The following is a 21,805-nucleotide window of genomic DNA, read 5'->3' on the forward strand; positions in this document are numbered from 1 at the left end:
AGAAACGAAAGATTTTGTCTGATAGATACGCTGAATTATATAAGAGAATGCGCAGTAATTTCTTCAATACCGCGATGAATGTATTTTGTTAACGTGTTAACAGACAATTGCCTAACAGCGATAGGAATTTGCGGATACCGCCGAGCAGCTCAGCGGACCGCTGTGTAGACAATTGTTCAGTATTTCCTTAAACCGTCTCGGTAGAGCGTGAGCGCGATAAAATTGCAGCAACAGCAGGTTTATCTTTATTGGCAATCTGAGGCAATGTCGAAACCTGATTTCCGCCGTTGCGTTTTGCGGTAAAAAGCGCATCTTCCGCGCGTTTGCACAATTTGAGCTTGTTATCGGTTTCATCCAGCATTGCAGCACCGATGCTGATGATGATTTTATTTTCAGTATGTTTGTCCATCCGGGCTGAAACTTTTTTGCGCACGGATTCGCATACTTTTTTGGCTTCGCATAAATCGGTTTCGGGAAATAAAATGGCAAACACGTTGATATCGATCCGATAGAAAAGATCGGTAATCCGGATGTTGGTTTTTATTTCTTGTGAGATTTGTTTTATTGAATCGTTGCTGGCTTTGTAATCATAGTTATCGCTAAACAGCTTCAGCAGATCGATATCGATAATCGCGATGGAGAAGCTCCGGTGATAGCGCCGCGAACGTAAAATTTCGGTATCCAGTTCGGTTTCGAAAGCTTGCCTGTTCTTGTATCCGGTGACCGGATCGATCAATATTTGTGTCATCAAAGCGGACATGTCGATATTCGTTTTCTTGATCTTAATGACCATCAATGCAGAGCATACGATGAGTAAGAGGGTTAAGCCGCGATTAAACATCACAATATTCATCGGCATTACAATGCCGGGCGATAGATAAAAGCCAGTGACGGTCAGAATTAACGTCGTTGCAGCAATGCAATAGGTAAACCGGATTCCGCTCACCCATAGACTGGCAAAGATCACCAGCACATACGGAACTGCAGCCGCAACTCCTAACGGTGTATTTAAGTCGATGACAAAAATGCAAAGCATTAAAGCGATGACAATGAACATGTTTGCCTGGATTGCACATTCTCTGAATAGGAGTTTCAAAGCTGCGGCTGCTGAGAGTATTTGGCTACGCATCGGTCGGAGTGTTTGGAAGTTAAGTGACTTACATTTTACGGATTCTGGCGCTCATTCTTTATGACAATAAATATTTAAATAACTGGATAACAATCAATCTATTATACATTCATTTGAAAATGAGATTGTAAATTTTGCTTATAAATTTCTGTGGATAAATGCGTATTAGCCGGTGCTGGTATCGCCGGGAATTTTAGTCGGTAATCAACTTTCCAGCTTAATGATGCGAGTCCCGGCTAACCGGTCATGAAGATATTGGTGATCGCGGTCAAATAATGCCCAAATGAATCCGGAACCGAAGATGAGGATGCTGATCAGTACGAGTTGATAATAGGAAATAAAATTGATCGGAAATATGAAATTGATGACGACAAAAGTGAAAATACCTATTAAAGAAAATAAGTAGCGGGTGATCGCTTGTTTTTTTGTCAGGCCATGTCCATCAGCGGTCACGATCCGCATTTTCCAGGTTTGCATCGCCAGCGTTTGACCACCGTGTGTCCAGAACCAGGTGAAGTAGTACCCCATGATGATAAACAAATAAAACTGAAAGAGCGGTTTGAAATAAGCCGCTTCCGTATCGCTGAAAATAAAATGAAAAATAAAGCTGGAAATAAACAAAATGGCCAATATCAAAAGAAAGTCATAAATCAGGCAAATGATGCGGCGCCAGAAACTGGGTGTGGAATATGTCATGTTTTAATGAGTAAAAAGTAAGGGCTATCGATGCGGAATCGGTAAATCAATCATTGTATGTTGAAATAGAATTTAATATAAGCTTTGGTTATTGATAATTATTATCGTTTTCGTTAGAATATTCATTTGATTGGTTTAATCCGAATCTATGCGCGTTTAATTGCAGCATAGAGTGGTTTTCAGGAATCGGCGCTTGTGAACAAAAAAGCAAAATCAGCGGTATCCGGTGTATTTTAGATCAAGTAAGTAAGAAGTTTGTCTGATTTGTTTATTCTGTAATGCACTCATTATCCCGCAAAAATATCGAGTATTTGGAGCAACGGCAGCGTTTTATCTCATTACCTGGGTTGTTGTTTGTTCTTGGTGTGCATGCCGCACTATTTTATTTTTTATGGCATCAACGTTTGATTCCGCATCCCGAGCAGGCGATGGCCTTGTTTGCCGAACTGATTACGCCGCCGGCGCCGGCCGTGCCTAAAGCATTACCCGAGCCTACGCCGGTTAAATTGCAGCCTGTCAAAAAGCCTGTCGTCAAACCGAAACAAGAGCAGCTTACAGCAAAATCTCCCGTGCCAGCCGAAAAGAAACGAGCGGAGCCAGCGCCGGAACTGCCGAAGCCGGTTGAACAAGCAAAAGAATCGGCATCTGCACCCGCTGCATCGCCCAAACCAATGCCAACGGCACCCGTAGCATTATCATCCGAATTGGCGGTATCTTGCCCCAAATTAACGCCGCCGGAATATCCTGCGATTTCGCGGCGCATGGGTGAAGAAGGGAAATTGGTGTTACGCGTGGAATTGGATGAAAGCGGGCGTATCGATAAAGCAAAAGTTCTTAACAGCAGCGGCTATGAGCGGCTTGATGCTGCTGCACTGACTGCGGTAAAGAGCTGGCAATGCAATCCGTCGATGCGTGACGGTCAACCGGTGCGGGCGGTGGCCTTACAACCCTTTAATTTTGTACTGCAAGGAAATTAATTCATGGAACAAGGGCTTGGTTTTTCCCATTTTCTCGATCAGATCGACGGCGTGGGCATGAGTGTGCTGGTGCTGTTGCTGTCGCTATCGGTTGCAAGCTGGTATCTGATCATCACAAAAAGTATCGCAAATCTGATCGCGAAGCGCCGTGCCGAAGCTTTTTTGAAACACTTCTGGAGTTTCGATTCGCTGCAAGCGGCCCATGTCGAGTTCAAGAATGCGGCGCCGGATAATGCTTTTGCGGAGCTTGCCAAACTGGGTATCGATGCAGCCGCCGATTCCAAAATCCACAGCTCGCACAAATTGGCCGCAGCTGGCGGCACCAGCGAGTTTCTGACGCGTACCCTGCGTAATGGTATCGATCAGGAAGCCACGCGTGTCGAGAATGGCCTCACGCTGATTGCCACAGCCGGTTCGGCTGCGCCGTATATCGGTTTGTTCGGGACTGTCTGGGGCATTTATCATGCACTCATTCAAATCGGACTCTCCGGTCAGGGCACCCTGGATAAGGTTGCCGGTCCTGTCGGCGAGGCGCTGATCATGACCGCGTTAGGGCTGGCGGTGGCCATACCGGCGGTGCTTGCCTATAACGCTTTTGTCCGCCGTAATCGCATCTGGCTCGCGCGCCTGGAAGCGTTCGCGCATGATCTGTTCACACTGATCACGGTCGGCGATGACAATGAGTCGCTGATTGTTGAGCCGCAATCGGAGGCTACGGCTGCAACCGGGATCGCCGATGTTGCGATGGAGAGAGGGCAATAATGGCGTTCGGCAGCATGCAGGATAGCGGGCGTCAGGCGCCCATGTCAGAGATCAATGTGGTGCCGCTGGTGGACGTGATGCTGGTGCTGTTGATCATTTTTATCATCACAGCCCCGCTGCTGACACATTCCGTCAAGGTCGATCTACCGAAAGCGGAAAGCAATCCCAATATCACCCAGCCCGAGCATGTCGAACTGGCGATTCGCGCCGACGGCAGTCTTTTCTGGAATGGCGAGCCGGTGTCAGTGGAACAGCTGGCGCCGCGCTTTGGTGCAACCGTGGCGCAAGCGCCCAATACGGAATTGCATATCCGCGCCGATAAGCTGGCGCATTACGAACATGTCGCACGGCTCATGAGTATTGCGGCCAAGTCCGGCATGACAAAAATCGGTTTTATTACCGACCCTTCTGAAAAGTAACAATAACTCAAAACCGGTTGATGCGGGCTTGTTATTACCGATTCGGTTAATCGATGCGCTGTTTGGCGCGGCAGCAAGGTTAATACCGCAGCGGTCATTGCACCGGCAATGGCCAGTAGCCAATCATCGAAATGCAGCAGCGAGGTGCAGGAATCCAGCTAAGTGCGGGCGTCTGTGCCAGCAACAACGCCAGTCCGATCGTTATTGCGGTATCAACGGAGTACGTGATCGCATGCTGCTTGACGTGGCCGTGATTCCGCCACTGACTCGAACTATAACTGTGATGAGGTGATTGCTACGAGAAGATTGGTCTTGCGGTTAAGAAAATTATCCCTGCTGAATAATCCTCAATAAAAAACGGCCCCTGATAGGAGCCGTTCGATAATCAACCAACCGATTATTTTTTACCGGCTTCGGCACCTAGCCTTTCGCCTGATTCAGGATCTTTATATAAGCTTGGCGGTTTATTATATGGTTTAGGCTCACCACATCCGGCGAGTAAAGCTGTAGATGTAAACGCGATAAGGACGATAGCTAAAAGTGAGTATTTCATGAAAATCTCCTTTGTTATTAAAATCAAAAATTGTTTATCAACAAATTTAATGTCACGTTGAAACTTCATCAGCTTCAAGCCATATCCCACATCTAATCCGGCATCGAACTGCTTTTTGCAGGAAAAGATCGTTTAGAAGATCATCCGATCGTGCAACCTAAAACCCTCTAAAACAAGATATGGTTTCGCTACGAATAAGAAAATTACTTATTCGCAGTAAGGATAACATTAAAAAAAAAAGTATGGAATTGAAATGCGTCAGATATTGCTAACTCAACAAGGCCGGAGTCTCCGGCACGGGGCATAAGCGGCAGTAACTAAAAAGAAATAATCCAGATGCAAAACTGTAAATTTATGCCACCCGGCTAACCCACGGCTTGCCGGTACGCTTGCAAGCAGCGTTCGCGCGCAACCGTGTGGTCAACGATCGGCGCGGGATAGGTCAGAGTATGCCAATCGCTGATCCAGGTTTGAATATAAGTGAGCTGTTTATCGAATTTTTCCGTTTGCGTGCCGGGATTGAAAATCCTGAAATAAGGCGCGGCATCGACGCCGCAGCCCGCCACCCACTGCCAGTTGCCGACGTTGCTGGCCATGTCGTAGTCCAATAATTTCTGCGCGAAATACGCTTCGCCCCAGCGCCAATCGATCAACAGATGTTTGCATAAAAAGCTCGCGGTGATCATACGCACGCGGTTATGCATCATGCCAGTTGCATTGAGCTGGCGCATGCCGGCATCGACGATGGGGTAACCGGTGGTCCCTGCGCACCAACGCTTGAATTCCGCTTCATCGTTGCGCCACACGATGCGATCGTACTGCGGTTTGAAGCTGCGCTGCTGTGTGTGCGGAAAGCGCCACAGTATTTGGCTGAAGAATTCGCGCCAGATCAATTCATTGCAGAAAATATCACTGACCTGGAACGTTTGCCGGAATATTTGCCGCACGCTGATCGTGCCGAAGCGAAGATGAGGCCCCAACAGCGAAGTTCCCGCTATGGCCGGGAAATCCCGGTCGCGCGCATAATGTTGCAGCAATCCGATATCCAAACGGTAAGCGGGAACGGTAATGGCCGAGCGGGTAAAGCCGATGTCCAGCAATGACACATCCGGCAGCGATGTTTGCTGGATCAAGTTGGTCAATTTGGTTGCGGTGGCATAAGTTGTCAGCGCTGTCCGGCTTTGCACCTGTTTCCATTTGCGCATGTATGGGGTGTACACGCTGTACGGGCCGCCATCCTCCTTAATGACTTCGTCTTTTTCGAACAGGACGTGATCCTTGTAAGTGTTAAAAGCCACCGATCGCGCTTGCAACCAGCGGCGGATTGCTTCGTCCCGCTCGCGCGCATAAGGCTCATAGTCGTGATTGGTGTAGACCGCGGCGACCGGATGGGTGCGCAGAATCCGCTCGAAAACTTCCAACGGTTTGCCGTGATAAAGTGCAAGCGAGCTGCCGTGTTTTTTCTCCAATTCCGCGCGCAGCGCTTGCAAGGTGTCGAAAATGAATGTCACACGCGCATCGTCTCGCGGTAATCCGGTGAGTATGACGGGATCGAAAATGAAAATTGGCAGAACCGGCCGCCCGGAGGCCAGCGCATGCGAGAGTCCGGCGTTATCGTCCAGGCGCAGATCGCGCCGGAACCAGAAAACAGCAAGCGGAGTCGTCATGAGGCTATGTTTGGTTCTGAAGCATCGGTTTTACCGAATAGATCAGCCAAGGCTGCCGGTAAATCGGTGAATCTGAATTTGAAACCGTATTCTTCTTGCAATCGTTTCGGTACGATGTGATAGCTATTCAACGCCAGTGCGGCGGCTTCGCCTAATGCCAGTTTCAGGATAAATGCCGGAGTCGGGAAGAATGCGGGCCGGTGCAATACGTTTCCAAACGCCGATGCAAATTCGCGGTAGCGCACCGAGTTGGGTGTCACGGCATTAACCGGGCCGTGATAGCGCGCATCCAGTGCGGCTGCAGTGTAAACCGAAACGATGTCGTCGATGTGGATCCACGGCAACCACTGCTGGCCGTTACCAACCGGCCCGCCCAACCCCAGTTTGAAAACCGGCAGCAGCTTTTGCAGCATGCCGCCATGACCCAGCACCACGCCGGTGCGGATGCTGACCCGGCGTACACCCTTGCTTTCAATCCGGGCCGCCTCGACTTCCCAGTCATGGCAAATGGTTTGCATGAAACTGAGTTGTTGAGGGACGGTATAGGATTCGTCATAAAGATCGTCACCGGAACCTGGATAAATACCGATGGCCGAGCCGCACACGAAAGCTTGCAAGCTTTCGGGCGCGGCGGCGACCAGTTTGCGCGTGCTGAGGATGCGGGAAGCATAAATCTCGTGTTTGCGCGCTTTAGTCCAACGGCCATCGCCTAGATTCTCGCCCATCAGATTGATGATGATCTGACAGTCTTGCAGCGCTTCAGCGGGTACATCTTGTGTCGCGTAATCCCAATCAAATGCCGGTACCCCCAGTAATTGACTTGCACGCGTGCCGTTACGGCTCAGTACCGTGATATTTTGGTGCTCCTGCTGCAAACGCCGCACCAGCTGACGGCCGATAAATCCCGTTGCGCCTGTGATCAATATGTTCATTGTTGAAAAACCATTGATGGGTTTGTTGAGAATGATTCGATTGATAATTTCCTGGGAAAAGATGTGCAATTAATAACTAAAGATGAGCAAATGTGATTTGACCAGTCATCGGCTTGTTTGACATTGTATCCCTTTTTTTGTACGCTCGACCTTACTAGAAAGCACGTCTGTTTTTCTATAATCCCAACTCAACCGGAAGGTGAAGCGGATATTCTCGAGGGGGGAGCAATTATGGCTGTTTATCTTGAGAACTTTGTAACGATACGCAGGTTATACCCGCGTGTGACAGAACGGGTTAAGTCGCGGCTCGAAGTATCTCCTCCTGTCAGCGTTGCCGAGCGTGATTACCGCGACCTTCTATCCGAAGCCAATCTTAATTATTTTCACCGTGAGTATTCAATTGCATTGCAGAACTATCTGGCATTGCGGCAGAAGATACTCGAACAAAGTCACCCCGAGTTACCGCACATGCCGGGCGCCGGTGACAGTTGGTTGATTGATTGGTCAAAAATCAAGATTGATCGTATTTTTGAACTGGCAAGGCGAGTGGTGGGTACCGTCAATCCCGGTGATCCGATACCCTACCTGATTTCTGATCGGCCACTGATTCGTCAGGGTGAGTTCGATCCTGAACCGCAATTCAAAAAATTTTCGACTGTGGGTCTTGATGCACAAGTTGAGAAAGTCGATCCTGCGCTCCGCGATCATGCACGCGGACTAATTACAGAGCACCGTTTTGAAGAGGCAGCTAAGCAATATACTACTGCCGTCGAAGCATCGCTAAGAGCTGGGCAAACCGAGCTTGCTGCTGAGATTGCTAACGAATCGGCAGTGATGCTTGCTACCTATGTAGCGGGCAAAGATCGCGTTTCTACGCTCAAGCAGTCACTGGAATCATTGACGCGGGCTGAACAATTATTCGCGCGTGCAGGTAACACTGAAGCGGTGGAAGTTGTACGTGCGAATCGGGTCAATATCGAAGCCGATATGTCCAGTAACAAAAGTCCGGAACCGGCGGTATTTGCAGATCGCGATATTCGTTTGCGGGGTGGATCAACGCTGAATTTGCGCGATACATTCAGTGCTTCCGTCAGTTCGAGTATTGTGCGGCCTTATCTACCTACCGAACAAACGCAGCGCACGTTAATATTGCGCGATGCTGGTGCATGGCAGACTCCTGCGGCTACACTCGATCTGCACGCCGCTACTGTGGTTACCTCCAAGCAACTTGGACTATTCCGTCCAGATGGTGCCAGTGTCGTATTACTCTCTCAAGCCGATTGGCGATCGCAGCTGCAAGCGCAGATTTATCAACCGAGGATCACTGCAGCGACACTTGAGGGTTTACGTTTTTACGAAGAAATCGAAATCAACTTCGTTTCTTATTACGTGCACTTGTATTACTTTGTGTTACCGGTAGCAATCGGTGATACCTATGTGGCGATGGGGTTATATGAACAAGGTATTACCGAATATAACCGTGTGCTTGCTTATCCATTTCTCAATACTGGTATTGAAGGCCATTATCTTTGGCTGAAAATTGCTGAAGCCACTTTGCAATGGGGAAATACGCTCTACCGGCGGGAGCAGCGTGCGGCAGCGGCTGAAAAATATGCGCGCATTATTGGGTCCGACGGCGCAATACCCGCTGGTTCAGCGCTTTACCAAGGGGCGGCCTTCTCGCCGCTAGCAGCCGAGGCGGCAGAAGTTGCCAAAAGTATTCGTGGTCAAGCACATGCGCCATTTAATCCGCGGGTCGGAACGGTAATCGTACAAGCATCCCTGCGACAAAGTTACCTGACGCAGGGTTTTAATTTCCTGGGTCTGGCGCCGGATTATGCGCCGGTATTGCGTTTCAAATATTTGCAATCGGTTGCCACTTATCTGGCCGATAACGCGATCGAGGCGGAGCGCACTTTCATCAGCTATCGCGTGAACGCAGAGAATCAAAAAATGGAACGCATGCAGTTGCAGAGCGCGGTCGACGTTAACAAAGCCGCACTGGCGATCGAGAACAAACGCATGCAAGATGCGCAGCTGGAAATTGAAGCTGCACGCCGTACGCGCGAATACGCGCAACTGCGCAAGAACAATGCAGACGATGCGGTCGCGGAATGGAATACCAAAGGCGCTGAGTTAACTTCGATGAATGCCGCGTTGTCGTGGGCTGGTGCTGCGGCTAATGACCAAAAGATTCGTTACACTGGTGTTCAGTACGATGGTGAAAGTCACAATTACGAAGGTACTGTCGAAGATTTTTTTGACACAGTCGGGGAGCGGCGGGAATGGCTCGATTGGGAACTTCAGCGTAACCGGCTCGAGCGGCAAGCTGCAGAAGTGGCAGCAGAAGTAGGTTTGGCCAATGTGCGCGAGCAACAGGCGCAAGTGCGATTGCAAGTGCAAGCGCTGAATGTGCAGATGCAGCAATTGCGTGTTCAGGCTGCTGAAGAGGTGCTTGAATACGCGGAGCAGCGCATGTTCGACGAAGATCTTTGGTTTCAGCTTGCTGCACAGCTGCAAGATTTGGCACGGCATTATCTGGATGCAGCGATCTATGCAGCGCAAGTCATGGAGCTGGCATACGATCTGGAATTTGACCGGCAGCTGAACCGTATCCGTTTAGACTACGGATTGGGTGGTCCAGCCGGCTTGCTCGGAGGAGAAATACTCAAGCGCGATATCATTTCTTTTACTTCCGATTATCTTGAACATGCCCAGAAAAAAAATCCGGTTCGTCTAGCTCTATCGCTGCGCGAAGAATTTCCAAGCGGCTTCGCGACTTTTTTGCAAACCGGAATATTGCCGTTCCGAACCGATCTCGAGTTATTCGATCGCCGTTATCCGGGTACTGTGCGCCGCAAATTGAAGAAAGTGGAACTGTTTGTCGAGGGATTGGTACCCCTCGAAGGTGCGAGTGGTTTCCTGACTTGTCATGGTGTTTGCTCGGAATGGCGCCGGAGTGGTGTAAATTGGGTCAAACATACTCGAGTGATGCCGGTCGAACGTATGGTCCTGTCAAGCTATCAGTTCCGCCGGGATATTGCAGTGTTCCAGCCATCGGAAGAATTGCTGGGGCAGTTTGAAAATAATGCGCTGCAAAGTGACTGGACGCTTGAGCTTCCGCGTTCGGGCAACAACCTCGATTATAATTCGATTGCCGACATCAAATTTATAATCTATTTTGACTCCGATGTAGACGATGCATTGGCGGCACATGTGCAAGCGTTCTATCCGACAACCGGTGGACGTTCGACAGTTGTTTCCGCGCGCTTCCAGTTACCTGACGAGTATTTCCGGCTCGATACCGAACGGCATATTCGCTTCGAAGTGCTGCCCTCGTTCTTTGCGTTTAACTATGAACTGCCGGTTCTGTCGGCGTTCGGTGTACGTGTGCTTGACCGCAACGGTAATGGCATGGCGAACATTGCATTGAAAGTGACGCGGCAATCCGATGCGTCGGCCGTCAGTGTGGTTACCGGTGCTAATGGTGCGGTTTCTGGAAATGCAATTACAATGGCGCCTTTCGCAGCGTGGAAAGGAGTTTCAGCAATTGATACCTGGCAGATTGCACTTGGCGATGGTGTTGATTCAACCGTAATTGGCGATATTCAGTTGTTCTTCAGTTATCGCTTTAATTACCGCGCCAACGGCAGTCTTGCTTAAACCGGAGTGAGCCATGGCAGGCAAACCGAGCGGTGTTGGTTTAGGCAGCCAAGCGCAATTTGGCGCGGCCGGTGGTGTCCGTTCACTCGGTGACGCATTTCAACCTAATCTGGCGATGGGCGGCGGCACTTACCGGGTGCCAATCGAACTGCCTGCTGGCAGTGGCGGACTCACACCTCAACTTGAGCTTCAATACGATACGGGTAGCGGTAACAGTCCATTTGGTGTTGGCTGGTCGTTATCGGTGCCTTTCATAGAGCGGCAGCGGCCGCGCGCATTCGTAGCCGAAAGCGAGCCGCTGTACAGTCTGGGTGGTGCGCAACGATTGGTGCGATGCACCGATGACAGTTATGTTGTGGCAGTAGCGGATAAGCTGCAGCGCTTTTCTTTAAGCGGCAATAGCTGGCGAAGCCGCACGCTGACGTTAGTCGAATTATGTTTTGGAGAGAACGCGGGAACACGTATCGAAGCTGAGGTGGATAGCGTTCTGCGCACCCAGCGCTGGTTTATCGAGCGCAGTCTGCATCCCGGCGGGCGGGAGATTCGCTACGAATACTTACGCGATAGCTCTCAGTTGTATCTCAAGACGATACGTTGGAGTGTCTTTCGAGCCGAATTCATTTACGATCAGCGGTCCGATCCTTGGTCCCAGTTCGACGCCGGTTTTGAGCTACGCACCCGATTGCGGTGCCAGCGTATTGAAATTCATCATGAGCGGCTTGCTCCCGATACCTTGATGCGCAGCTTCGAGCTGAGCTATGAACAAGCTGATTTGACGGGCATGTCGCTACTGACCAGCATTACGCTAACCGGTCATCGCGGTGCCGATCAACACGCCTCAATGCCTTCTCAGAGATTCGGGTACACACGTTTCGCGCCACTGGCCCGGCGGATCGAAACCTTTGATGCGCCGGTTAGTCCACCGCCACCACTCGAAGACGATGTGACGCTGGTTGATTTCGGCGGTACAGGGCTTCCGGGCGTGCTGCGGCTGGGTGATAACGGTGCGACCTATTGGGAGAACCGGGGGCGGCTTATCTGGGGGCCGCCGCGTTCTTTGCGCGATTTGCCGTCCGGCGTATCGCTGGCACAATCCGGTGTCCGCTTTGCCGACATGGAAGGAAGGGGCAATGCCGATTTGGTGGTAGGGCGCGATCACGGCGCCGGGTTCTACCCCAATCGCGCAGGCAGCGGCTTTGAACGTAAACGTACGGCTAACGTAGTGCCAAGTTTCGACTTGACTGAAGATGGATCGTATTTGATCGATATCGATGGCGATCGTGTTGCCGACTTGCTGACTTTTCGCAACGGTGTGCCGATGGCGTTTCTCAATCGTGGCAATGGGACGTGGGATGGTCCGGTGGTGCTCGGTGCGAGTGGTTTGCCAAGTTTTGCTGGCGTTGAGCGCCGGTTGCGCATGGCCGATATGAACGGCGATGGATTATCCGATCTGGTGCTGATGCATTCTCGCCAGATCGTCTATTGGCCGTATCTGGGCGACGGCCGTTGGGGTGAAAAGCGGCAGATGGCGGATACACCGGTTTTCGACGTGCCTAATGCCGATACTGATGTGTTACTGGCTGATGTGAATGGGGACGGCGTTGCCGACTTGGTGCTGATCGGTGCGGCTGAAATTCGTATCTATATCAATCGTGCGGGTGAAGGTTTCGCATCACCCATCGTTCTCGATCGGACGCCGCGCCTGGCAGCCGAACGCGTATTATTGGCAGATATGAAAGGCAGTGGCGCAGCGGGGGTTTTATTCACGGCAGGCCCTGGCGGCGCCTACCGTTTCCTTGATCTGCAAGGCGGTGTCAAACCGGGATTGCTGAGCAAGATCGATAATTCCAGCGGTCTTGTGACCACCATCGAATATGGCAGCTCAACTTTCGAACGGGCGCGTGACCTCGCCGAGGGGCGCCGCTGGAGTGGTTATTTACCGTTTGCCGTGCCGGTAGTTACGCGATTAACGCTCGAAGATTCAGTGACATTGCAACGTTCGGTCACTGCATTGCGTTACCATGACGGTCATTTCGACGGTATCGAGCGGGAATATCTCGGTTTCGCCGAAGTGGAATCGGTCCGGACAACCGGATTGGAAGAATCATCTCTCAAACAGCGTATTACCTATCACACGCGACTTACAACTGCCCGTGATCCGGCGTTTATCGCCGGGCGTGGCCAGCCTCACCGGACCGAGACTTTTGATCCTGAAAACGGCCAGATTAGCTTGCTGGAAGAATCCGACTGGGCAGCTGCCCGGGTGGCAGGGAGCAGCGATGACAGCCCTGCATATCTTGCTTACGAAGCGCGCCGTATAAGCCGCCGTTTGCAGGAAGGAATCGAATATGAACACGAACAAGTAGTTTTCACAATCGATGCTGTAGGCAATATCGTGCGAGAACTTCGCAGCACGGCATGGTCCGATGCAAGCGGTGCGCCACGCAGTGAGACGTTGCGCATCGATACCGACTTTGCCCGTCATGCGGAATTCGGTATTACTTCATTCGATGCACGTATACGCAAAGTGGATGGAGACGGTGTATTGTTGAAAGATGTGCGCAAGCACTACGATGGCGCAGCTTTTGAAGGTCTTTCCCTGGGGCAAGTGGAACAAGGTTTCCGCATCCGTCAAACGGAGGTCGCATTAACGGCGCGCGAGATTACACTTGCCTTCGGTGGAGTAACTCCCGATTCACTGGCCGCACTGATGCGCAGTGAGAACGATCCGGAACATGGTCTGGTATACGTGCGTGATGTAGGGCGCGTGCGAGTCGATACGACGGGTAATGAAGTTGAGACGATCGATGCAGCGGGCTTGCTGCGTGAATTCCGTTTCGATGCGGATGCGTTGCATCCGGTAGCCATACGCGAAGATGGAGGAGATTGGCGCGATACCGCTTTCGATCCGATTGCGCAACAAGTTTCTCTATACATTGATTTGAATGGCCATACGGTACGCACCGAATACGATCCGCTCGGTAATGTCAGTGCGATTTACAAGCGCGGTTCCCTGCCCGGGTTGCCGAGTGAAACGTATGAATACCTTCGTAGTGCTGTACCCGTTGCGCGCGTGCAGCGCGTGCGTATCAATCATGCGGATGCCGAACCGGGTTATGTGAAGGTTGAATATTACGATGGTTGCGCGCGCATTGCGCAAACAAAGCTACTTGCTGATGACAATCGCTGGGCTGTAGGTAAGCAACAGCGATTGTCGGTGGCGGGGCGGTTACTCGGTGAGGTCGATGCTTACTTTTCTACCTTCCGGGAATTTACGCCGGATCCTCCGCAAGGTGCCGCGCAGCGGATTCTTAATTACGATTATGCTGGACGTATTGTGCGCGAACGGTTGTTCAACGGCCGCGAAACATTGCATCGCTATGATCGTAACCATGTATTGTTCTACAACCCCGATGCGGTTGATGCACTGAAACTCAATCCTGCTACGCCGCCAACGCGTAGCAGTGTGCTCGATGCTGGTGGTTTGATCCGCTCGGTATTTGAGTATGATGGCGTAAGCCAGTTTGAGGTAAAGCGGGACTATGATGTGTTGCATCGCCTGCAGCGAGTGATTGATCCGCTCGGAAATGTTGCTTTGGAGAATGTTTACGACTTGTGGGGCAATCGTATACATATTCGCTCTGCAGAGGGTGGCGATATGAGCTTCTTGTTTGATGCCGGTTGCGTCGAAGTTGAGCGTGTCGACGGAGATGGCCGCAAGCTTGTCACCATCCGCGATAACCGCGGACGTCCAATGGAATTGCGCGATGGCAGCGGTAACGTGGTCGAACGCTTTGAATACGATACAGGGACCGGAGATAATCTTAAAGGGAGGCTGGTACGTGCAAGCGGTGAATTTGGCAGTGCAGAGTATAGTTATACAGTGGATGGGCACGCATCGCGCATCACACGCAGCTATCCGGGCTATGCTGAGGTGTTTGTAACCAATTTTGAGTACAGTGCCAATAATCAAATCCAGCGGGTAATTTATCCCGATTCCCATGCGATTGAATACCGTTTTGCCGCAAATGGCATGCTTGAATCGATTCCTGGCGTTATAGCGGCGGTTGAGTACGGCGCGACAGGTTTGCGCGAACGAATCGTTTATGCCAATGGTCTGGAAACACGGCGTAGTTATACGCCGGGCGATTACCTTGTGCGCGAATTGTTGACGCAGCCGGTGGCGGGAGGGCATCGCTACCAGCACCTGGTATATGAACTCGATCCGGTGGGGCAGGTCAGGCATATCGATGATTTGTCGACGGTGCCCGGTAAGCTGCGCTTGAACCAATCATTCACTTATGATTCGCGCAATCGTTTGACGCGCGCAGTGGGTAATCAATCCGGCTTCGATTTTCAATATCGCTACGACGATCTGGGTAATCTTACGTTCAACGGTGAAACTGCGACTACTTTGCATTACGCGCATGAATCGGGTGCGGCCGCTGCACCGAATCGCTTGACGCGGCGCAATGATGCTGCTGATGATGAATTTGCTTATGATGCGAGCGGCAATTTGACGCGAGACCCCGAGATCGGTTTGCTGCATTACGATCTCAGACATCGGTTGGTTCGTATCGAGCGATCCGATGGCAGCGTCATTCAGTATCGCTACGATCACAACGACCGGCGAGTGTTGACAACCATTGAACGCGCGGGAGAAGAAACACGCTCGCGCCTCGAAGTTGAAGGTTTATATCTGGTTGAAGATGGTGTTGCATCGAAGATAGTATTTGATGAAGATCGCCGTCTGGCGGTAATTCCATCGGTTGGCGATACCTTGCTGCACCACTTTGACCGGCTTGGTAACGTGAATGTCGTCAGTAATGCGGTTACCGGCGCTTACACTGGTTCCAACGAGTATACGCCGTTCGGGCGTTTGTTTGCTGCGATGGTGATACAGCCGGCCTTTACTTTTCAAGGGGGGCGTTTCACCGATGGATTGGAAATTACTTTGCTCGGTGCGCGTTGGTACCGGCCAGCGCTCGGTCGTTTCTTGACTTGCGATCCGACCCTGGTCATCGATCAAGATCGTATCGCACCGCTCGCAACAGCGATCAATTTATATCTTTATGCCTATGCCAATCCTACTAATTTTGTCGACCCAACGGGTGAGATTGCACCACTGTTGATCGCTATTATCGTTGCGGCGATCGTTGGCGCGGTGATCGGTGCGATTGGCGCGGGTGTTAACGGAGCAAAAACCTGGGATGAATGGTTATTATGGATTGTTGGCGGGGCGATTGGCGGTGTGCTGTCGGTGCTCGCTTGGTACGGCATATTGGTGTGGCTTGGCGTATCGGCTGTTGCTGCTGCGATTGCGGCTACTGCAATTACACTGGGTGCATCGATACTTGGGTTGTTCACGCCGCTGCTCGACGAAAGTAATAGCGGCGTAGCCTGGGCTTTCAGTTGGGCGATTAAGTTGATTAAATCGCCGATAATGACGATTCTTGGATTGTTTGTCGTCGCTGGCTTCGCAATCGCCGGCAAGAAAGTGGACTTCCGGCGCGGTGCTCTGTTCGTGGAAGTTGGATCGGGCAGCGGGGGATTGACTCTGGGTGCGATCGTTTACACGCAAAGCGGCAACTTCAATGCTGACGGCAGCGTCAAGGACGATTACGCGCGCCATGAGGCCTATCACACGCGCACAGTGGCGGCACTTGGCGAATTCGGTTTCTATGTGACTTACATCACTTTTGGCTCTCTGTTTGCATGGGCACAAGGCGGACCCTGGAATGCCCTCGACAGCAATGGCTGTGGCAATCCGTTTGAGAAGCATGCGTATACCTATTTCAACCCTTGGACCGGTGGACCGAATCCTAACGAACAGTCAGCAGGTGGTGGAACTTGCTGAAATTTGAGAAAACCGGCTTTACTTAGGGAAACGCTGATTAATTCGGCGAACGAGATGAAGCACGAGGCGCACGGAACACAGCAACCGGGACATATCAACAAGATAGACGAGGGAGCGAGTACCGAGCAACGAAGTGATTCACTCGTGTAGTCAATTAATCAGCGTTTCCTTAGCCTGTTGTTATTTTGCCATGCCCTCTTGCCAAATAGTCTTGCGATTGCATTTCCGTCAAGCGGGAGACTGTGCGTTCAAACTCGAAGCCGACATCGCCACCGGCATATAGCGATTGCAGCGGTACGGCGGCGGAGCAGAGGAATTTGACGCCGTGTTCGTACAAAGCGTCGATCAAGTGGATAAAGCGCCTGGCCTGGTCGCTGTTTTCCTGGGTGAATTGCGGGATGGCGACCATGATGACGGTGTGATAAGTTCTGGCAATCGCGAGATAGTCGGCGCTGCCGAGCGGGTTGGCGCACAGGCGCTTGAACGAGAACACGGCGACGCCGCGTGCGGCTTTCGGCACAAACAATGTGCGTCCCTGCACGATCAGTTCTTCGCTCGGCACTTTGGCACGGTCTTCGACACGGCGGTCGGTCAGGCGGAAAAAGGTCGACGATAATTGCGCAGTGGTCTCCGCGTTGACCGGAAAATAATAGGTTTCCGCGCCCTGTAAGCGGTTGTAGCGGTAGTCGACCGGGCCGTTGAGCGCGATGACCTCCAGCCTCTCCTTGATATCCGCGATGAACGGCAGAAAGCGCTGGCGGTGCAAGCCGTCTTTGTAAAGTTCATCGGGCGGGCGGTTGGATGTTGCCACCACAACCACACCGAGCGCGAATAATTCCTTGAACAACCGGGTCAGCACCATGGCGTCGGCAATGTCGGTGACTTGCAACTCATCGAAGCACAGCAGTGAAGTTTCATTGGCAATTTGCCGTGCCACCGGCGGAATCGGATCGTCGCCGCTACGCTGGCCATGCTGCGCCCGTTCGCGTGCGGAAAGATCGTGCCAGGCTTTGAGCCGCGCATGGATGTCCAGCATGAATTCATGAAAATGCATGCGCCGCTTGGCCGGAATTGCCGCCACGCTGTAAAACAAATCCATCAGCATCGATTTACCGCGCCCGACGCCGCCATAGAGGTAAACACCTTTAGGAGCCGGTTTGCTGCCGAGCCAGCGTAACCAGCCGGCAGTCCATGTATTGCCGCTTGGGCGGTATTCGATCAGTTCGCGATGCAGCCGCTCCAGGGCTATGATGGCACTGGCTTGATGGGCATCCGGCTGCAACTCGCCCGCTTCGATCAGCGCATGGTATTCAGCTTCGGGGCCGGTTTTTTGCGGAGTTTGCGGCATGCTGTGGAAGGGCATGGATTATTCGCCGGAGTGCGCAAATTTTGCCTGCCCGGCGAGCCAGACCAGAATCAACACCGGCAATCCCAGCAATGCGGTGGCGATGAAGAAGGTTTCATAACCGTAAGCATCGACAAATTCACCGCTGAAACCGGCGATGAACTTCGGCAACAGCAGCATGACCGAACTGAACAGCGCGTACTGCGTGGCCGAATACGCAGCGTTGGTCAGGCCGGAGAGGTAAGCGATGAAGGCGCAGGAAGCGATACCGGCGGAGAGATTATCGGCGGAAATGGTGAAAATCAAGCCGCTGACGTCATGCCCGCGCCCCGCCAGCCAGACGAACAGCAAATTGGTTGCGGCGGATAGCACGGCGCCGAGAAACAACGTGCGCATGATACCGATTTTCGCCGTCAGCACGCCGCCGATGGCAGCACCGGCAATGGTCATGATAACGCCGTACACTTTGGAAATCGTGGCGACTTCGTCCTTGCTGTAGCCCATGTCGACATAAAACGGATTGCTCATGACGCCCATGACGACATCGGAAATGCGGTAAATCGCGATCAAGCCGAGAATCAGCAGCGCTTTGCGGCCGTGATGCACGATAAAGTCGCGAAACGGTGCGATCAACGCACCGTACAACCAAACCAGCAGGGTTTTGCCGCGTTCGGGTAGTGCCCAATGTGCCAGTGCGCGCTGCGCGATTTGCTCGTTTTCCGAAACGGTGCGGTTGTAAAGCACATCCGGTTCGCGAATGATCAATGTGGTAACAATGCCGATCGCCATACTGACCGCCATCACCAGGTACGCGAAGCGCCACGGCGCGTGATCGTACGCATCGGCGCTGGCATCGACCGCTGCTGCAATCCACAACACACCGGCGGATGCGAATATCATCGCGACGCGGTAACCGGCCTGATACGTTGCTGCCATCGCGCCTTGCAGTTCCACCGCGACCGCCTCGATGCGGTAAGCATCCAGTGCGATGTCCTGTGTCGCCGAGGCAAATGCCACGGCCAGTGCGAAAAATACCAGGTGCGGCAAGTTGATCACGGGATCGGTCACGGCCATGCCTACCAAAGCGCTCGCAATGACGATTTGCGACAGCAACAGCCACGCGCGCCGCCGCCCTAGTAACGATGTCAGCAATGGCAGCGATAAGCGGTCGACCAGCGGCGACCACAGCCATTTGAAACTGTACGCCAGACCGATCCAGCTCAAGTAACCGATGGTCGCACGGTCAATGCCCGCTTCGCGCAGCCAGAACGACAACGTGCCCATGATCAGCAGCAGCGGTAACCCGGCGGAAAATCCCAGCGACAGCATGCCGAGCACGCGCGGATGGGTGTAAACCCGCAGCGCTTGCGACCAACTGGAAGCGGTGGAAGGGGTCATAAGGTGTGGTCGTAATTGACGATCAGCGGGGCGTGATCGGAGAAACGCTCGTCTTTGAAAATCGACACGCTACGCGCGGTCTGTGCGATCGCAGGTGTGGCGATCTGGTAATCGATGCGCCACCCGACGTTTTTGGCCCAAGCCTGGCCGCGGTTCGACCACCAAGTGTACTGATCGGGCTCGGTGTTCAAGCGGCGGAACACATCGACAAAACCGATCGCATCGAAAACATTCGTCAGCCACGCGCGTTCTTCCGGCAGAAAGCCGGAATTTTTCTGGTTCGAGCACCAGTTTTTCAAATCGATTTCCTTGTGCGCGATGTTCCAGTCACCACATAAAATCAACTCTCGCCCGCTGGCCATCAGGTTTTGCAGGATTGGGAAAAAATGCTCCATAAAATAAAATTTCGCCGCCTGGCGGTGTTCGCCGCTGGAACCGGACGGCAGATAGATCGACACGATGCTCAAATCACCGAAATCCGCTTGCAGAAAACGCCCTTCGGCATCGATGTCGGCAATGCCGACGCCTTCGACGACGCGATCCGGTTTCTTGCGCGTATATAGGCCGACGCCGCTGTAACCTTTTTGCTCGGCGCAATGAAAATAGCCGTGATAATCGTCCGGCGACTGCATCTCGGCGGAAAAGTCGGGCAATTGCGCTTTCAATTCCTGCACGCATACGACATCTGCGGTCTGTTTCGCCAGCCAAGGGAAAAAGCCTTTTTTCGCCGCTGCGCGGATGCCGTTTAAGTTCAGCGTTATAATTTGCATCTTTCTATTTCAGGTGGATTAATTTATGTCCGATTTCCGGCAAGCCTTCATTCAATTCGCCATCGAGCGCAATGTGCTGTGTTTCGGCGAATTCAAAACCAAAGCAGGACGCTTGTCGCCGTATTTTTTCAACGCCGGTTTGTTCAACGACGGCGACGCCTTGCGCAAACTCGGGCAATTTTACGCCAAAGCGATTGTGGCTGCCGAGCTTCCGTTCGATCTCTTATTCGGTCCGGCGTATAAAGGCATCCCGCTGGTCAGCGCCATCGCGATTGCGTTGGCGGAAATGGGGCGTAATTATCCGTTTTGTTTCAACCGCAAGGAAGTCAAGGATCACGGCGAAGGCGGCGTGCTGGTCGGCGCGCCGATGCAAGGCCGCGTGCTGATCGTCGATGACGTGATTTCGGCAGGTACATCGGTGCGCGAATCGGTCGAACTGATCAAAACCGCTGGCGCAACACCGGGCGGCGTCGTGATCGCGCTCGACCGCATGGAACGCGGCACCGGTGAGCTTTCGGCAGTGCAGGAAGTGCAGCAAATGCACGGCCTTAGTGTGACGCCGATCATCAACCTCAACGATCTGGTGGCGTATTTACAGCATCACGCGGAACTGTCGCAATATCTGCAGGCGGTGCAGCGGTACCGGGAGCAGTATGGAGTGAGTTATTGAAATTGGGTGTTACCATTTATCATCTGAATTGATATAACCGATTTGAAAGGAAGGTAATAACGATGAACACGAAAAAAATGATTGATGAGATCAGTGCACTTCCGGTAGAAGAACGCGTGATGATCGTCGATTCACTGCTGCGCAGCCTGAATCAGCCCGAATCCGAAATTGACAAAAAATGGATTGCGATCGCTCACCGACGCTTGATGGAAATGCGTTCTGGAACTGATGGTATGGCGATACCGGGTAACGAAGTCTTTGACAGGGTTTGGCAGCGATTTCAAAAATGAATTACTGGTTTCACCCTGATGCTGAAAGTGAATTTAATCAAGCGATCGACTATTATGAGGAAATCGAGACTGGGCTTGGTTACGATTTCGCCGTCGAAGTATATGCCACGATACAGCGCTCACTTATTTATCCGAACTCATGGCCTGTTTTGGAAGGCGATATCCGGCGTTGCCTGGTCAGGCGCTTTCCGTACGGTGTTCTGTATTCGATTGAGCCCAAGGGCTTGTACATTTTGGCCGTTATGAACCTGCATCGAGATCCGGATTATTGGAAGCATCGCAGATAATTATCTATCCATTCCACCGTTCTGATGCAATGCTCCGCGGCGCACAGTGAACAGCATCCCAGCGCATCAGCGTTCAGCGCGCCAGCGAACCGCTATTCGATGGGGGACGAACATAACACCCGGAAACCGAAATAGTCGTAACGATTCCCTGGATGGTAGTTGATGCACGCCGCCGAGCGCGCGTAGCTCGGAAAATTGAACCAGGAACCGCCGTGCACCACGCGGATCTGTGTATCGGTTTCTTCATCGTTGCAACGCTGCTCATTTTCGTCAAACCGATCACGCCAATTCGAACAGGTTCATTCGCAAACGTTACCGGATATATCGTGCAATCCGTACTTATTGGCGGAGAAACTGCCTACTGGTGCTGCTTCTTGCTTATCCCATGGA

The 21,805-nt window shown here is 52.1% G+C and carries 17 protein-coding genes and 1 pseudogene; 8 read left to right on the forward strand and 10 right to left on the reverse strand.

Features of this window, described 5'->3' with window-relative positions:
* Window positions 1–187 precede the first annotated feature (187 nt).
* Together HRU78_03875 and HRU78_03880 are read right to left on the reverse strand one after the other, a co-directional pair.
* Window positions 188–1,129, reverse strand: coding sequence for a GGDEF domain-containing protein (locus tag HRU78_03875; GenBank protein QOJ22893.1), 942 nt, complete (start codon window positions 1,127–1,129; stop codon window positions 188–190).
* 204 nt (window positions 1,130–1,333) lie between these two features.
* Window positions 1,334–1,825 (reverse strand): RDD family protein, encoded by a 492-nt coding sequence (locus tag HRU78_03880; protein QOJ22894.1) that lies wholly within the window; start codon window positions 1,823–1,825, stop codon window positions 1,334–1,336.
* 278 nt (window positions 1,826–2,103) lie between these two features.
* Between HRU78_03880 and HRU78_03885 the strand changes: the two genes are divergently transcribed.
* The 3 genes from HRU78_03885 to HRU78_03895 are packed head-to-tail and all read left to right on the forward strand — an operon-like array spanning window position 2,104 to window position 3,983.
* Complete coding sequence (locus HRU78_03885) at window positions 2,104–2,802, forward strand: energy transducer TonB (GenBank protein ID QOJ22895.1); 699 nt, start codon at window positions 2,104–2,106, stop codon at window positions 2,800–2,802.
* Window positions 2,803–2,805: 3 nt separating this feature from the next.
* Window positions 2,806–3,564 carry a MotA/TolQ/ExbB proton channel family protein gene (locus HRU78_03890; GenBank protein QOJ22896.1) on the forward strand — a complete coding sequence of 253 codons (759 nt, stop codon included), beginning with the start codon at window positions 2,806–2,808 and terminating at the stop codon, window positions 3,562–3,564.
* Window positions 3,564–3,983 carry a biopolymer transporter ExbD gene (locus tag HRU78_03895; GenBank protein QOJ22897.1) on the forward strand — a complete coding sequence of 140 codons (420 nt, stop codon included), beginning with the start codon at window positions 3,564–3,566 and terminating at the stop codon, window positions 3,981–3,983. The genes HRU78_03890 and HRU78_03895 overlap by 1 nt, the downstream gene beginning before the upstream one ends.
* 397 nt (window positions 3,984–4,380) lie before the next feature.
* On the opposite strand, the gene HRU78_03900 is transcribed toward HRU78_03895, so the two are convergent.
* The 3 genes from HRU78_03900 to HRU78_03910 all read right to left on the reverse strand — a co-directional run bounded on the left by HRU78_03900 (window position 4,381) and on the right by HRU78_03910 (window position 7,135).
* Window positions 4,381–4,605, reverse strand: coding sequence for a hypothetical protein (locus HRU78_03900; GenBank protein QOJ22217.1), 225 nt, complete (start codon window positions 4,603–4,605; stop codon window positions 4,381–4,383).
* Window positions 4,606–4,901: 296 nt separating this feature from the next.
* Window positions 4,902–6,203, reverse strand: coding sequence for a deoxyribodipyrimidine photo-lyase (locus HRU78_03905; protein ID QOJ22898.1), 1,302 nt, complete (start codon window positions 6,201–6,203; stop codon window positions 4,902–4,904).
* On the reverse strand, window positions 6,200–7,135 hold the full coding sequence (locus tag HRU78_03910) for a TIGR01777 family protein (GenBank protein QOJ22899.1): 936 nt from the start codon (window positions 7,133–7,135) through the stop codon (window positions 6,200–6,202). Before HRU78_03910 ends, HRU78_03905 begins: the two co-directional genes overlap by 4 nt.
* 231 nt (window positions 7,136–7,366) lie before the next feature.
* On the opposite strand from HRU78_03910, the gene HRU78_03915 reads away from it, so the two are divergent.
* Both HRU78_03915 and HRU78_03920 read left to right on the forward strand, forming a co-directional pair.
* Window positions 7,367–10,798, forward strand: coding sequence for a hypothetical protein (locus HRU78_03915; GenBank protein ID QOJ22900.1), 3,432 nt, complete (start codon window positions 7,367–7,369; stop codon window positions 10,796–10,798).
* A gap of 13 nt (window positions 10,799–10,811) precedes the next feature.
* A complete protein-coding gene (locus HRU78_03920) occupies window positions 10,812–16,655 on the forward strand; it encodes a VCBS repeat-containing protein (GenBank protein QOJ22901.1) in 5,844 nt (1,947 codons plus the stop codon).
* Between the two features lie 169 nt (window positions 16,656–16,824).
* Here the strand turns inward: HRU78_03920 and HRU78_03925 are convergent, their stop codons facing one another.
* The 3 genes from HRU78_03925 to xth are packed head-to-tail and all read right to left on the reverse strand — an operon-like array spanning window position 16,825 to window position 20,168.
* Window positions 16,825–18,003: a cell division protein ZapE gene (locus HRU78_03925; protein QOJ22902.1), complete on the reverse strand. Its 1,179-nt coding sequence runs from the start codon at window positions 18,001–18,003 to the stop codon at window positions 16,825–16,827.
* 18 nt (window positions 18,004–18,021) lie between these two features.
* Complete coding sequence (locus tag HRU78_03930; GenBank protein ID QOJ22903.1) at window positions 18,022–19,398, reverse strand: MFS transporter; 1,377 nt, start codon at window positions 19,396–19,398, stop codon at window positions 18,022–18,024.
* Window positions 19,395–20,168: an exodeoxyribonuclease III gene (gene xth / locus HRU78_03935; protein QOJ22904.1), complete on the reverse strand. Its 774-nt coding sequence runs from the start codon at window positions 20,166–20,168 to the stop codon at window positions 19,395–19,397. Before xth ends, HRU78_03930 begins: the two co-directional genes overlap by 4 nt.
* Before the next feature lie 25 nt (window positions 20,169–20,193).
* Here xth and pyrE point away from each other — a divergent pair, with 25 nt between their 5' ends.
* From pyrE to HRU78_03950, 3 genes are all read left to right on the forward strand, one after another.
* Window positions 20,194–20,838: an orotate phosphoribosyltransferase gene (gene pyrE / locus HRU78_03940; GenBank protein ID QOJ22905.1), complete on the forward strand. Its 645-nt coding sequence runs from the start codon at window positions 20,194–20,196 to the stop codon at window positions 20,836–20,838.
* 62 nt (window positions 20,839–20,900) lie between these two features.
* Window positions 20,901–21,128, forward strand: coding sequence for an addiction module protein (locus tag HRU78_03945; GenBank protein QOJ22906.1), 228 nt, complete (start codon window positions 20,901–20,903; stop codon window positions 21,126–21,128).
* The gene (locus HRU78_03950) at window positions 21,125–21,415 is read left to right on the forward strand and encodes a type II toxin-antitoxin system RelE/ParE family toxin (GenBank protein ID QOJ22907.1); all 291 of its coding nucleotides are present in this window, start codon (window positions 21,125–21,127) and stop codon (window positions 21,413–21,415) included. The genes HRU78_03945 and HRU78_03950 overlap by 4 nt, the downstream gene beginning before the upstream one ends.
* 92 nt (window positions 21,416–21,507) lie before the next feature.
* Here the strand turns inward: HRU78_03950 and HRU78_03955 are convergent, their stop codons facing one another.
* Together HRU78_03955 and HRU78_03960 are read right to left on the reverse strand one after the other, a co-directional pair.
* Window positions 21,508–21,642 carry a hypothetical protein gene (locus HRU78_03955; protein QOJ24905.1) on the reverse strand — a complete coding sequence of 45 codons (135 nt, stop codon included), beginning with the start codon at window positions 21,640–21,642 and terminating at the stop codon, window positions 21,508–21,510.
* A gap of 72 nt (window positions 21,643–21,714) precedes the next feature.
* Window positions 21,715–21,798, reverse strand: a pseudogene (locus HRU78_03960) (SUMF1/EgtB/PvdO family nonheme iron enzyme).
* Window positions 21,799–21,805 lie beyond the last annotated feature (7 nt).

This window comes from Gammaproteobacteria bacterium, assembly GCA_015709635.1.
GTDB lineage: Bacteria > Pseudomonadota > Gammaproteobacteria > Burkholderiales > Nitrosomonadaceae > Nitrosomonas.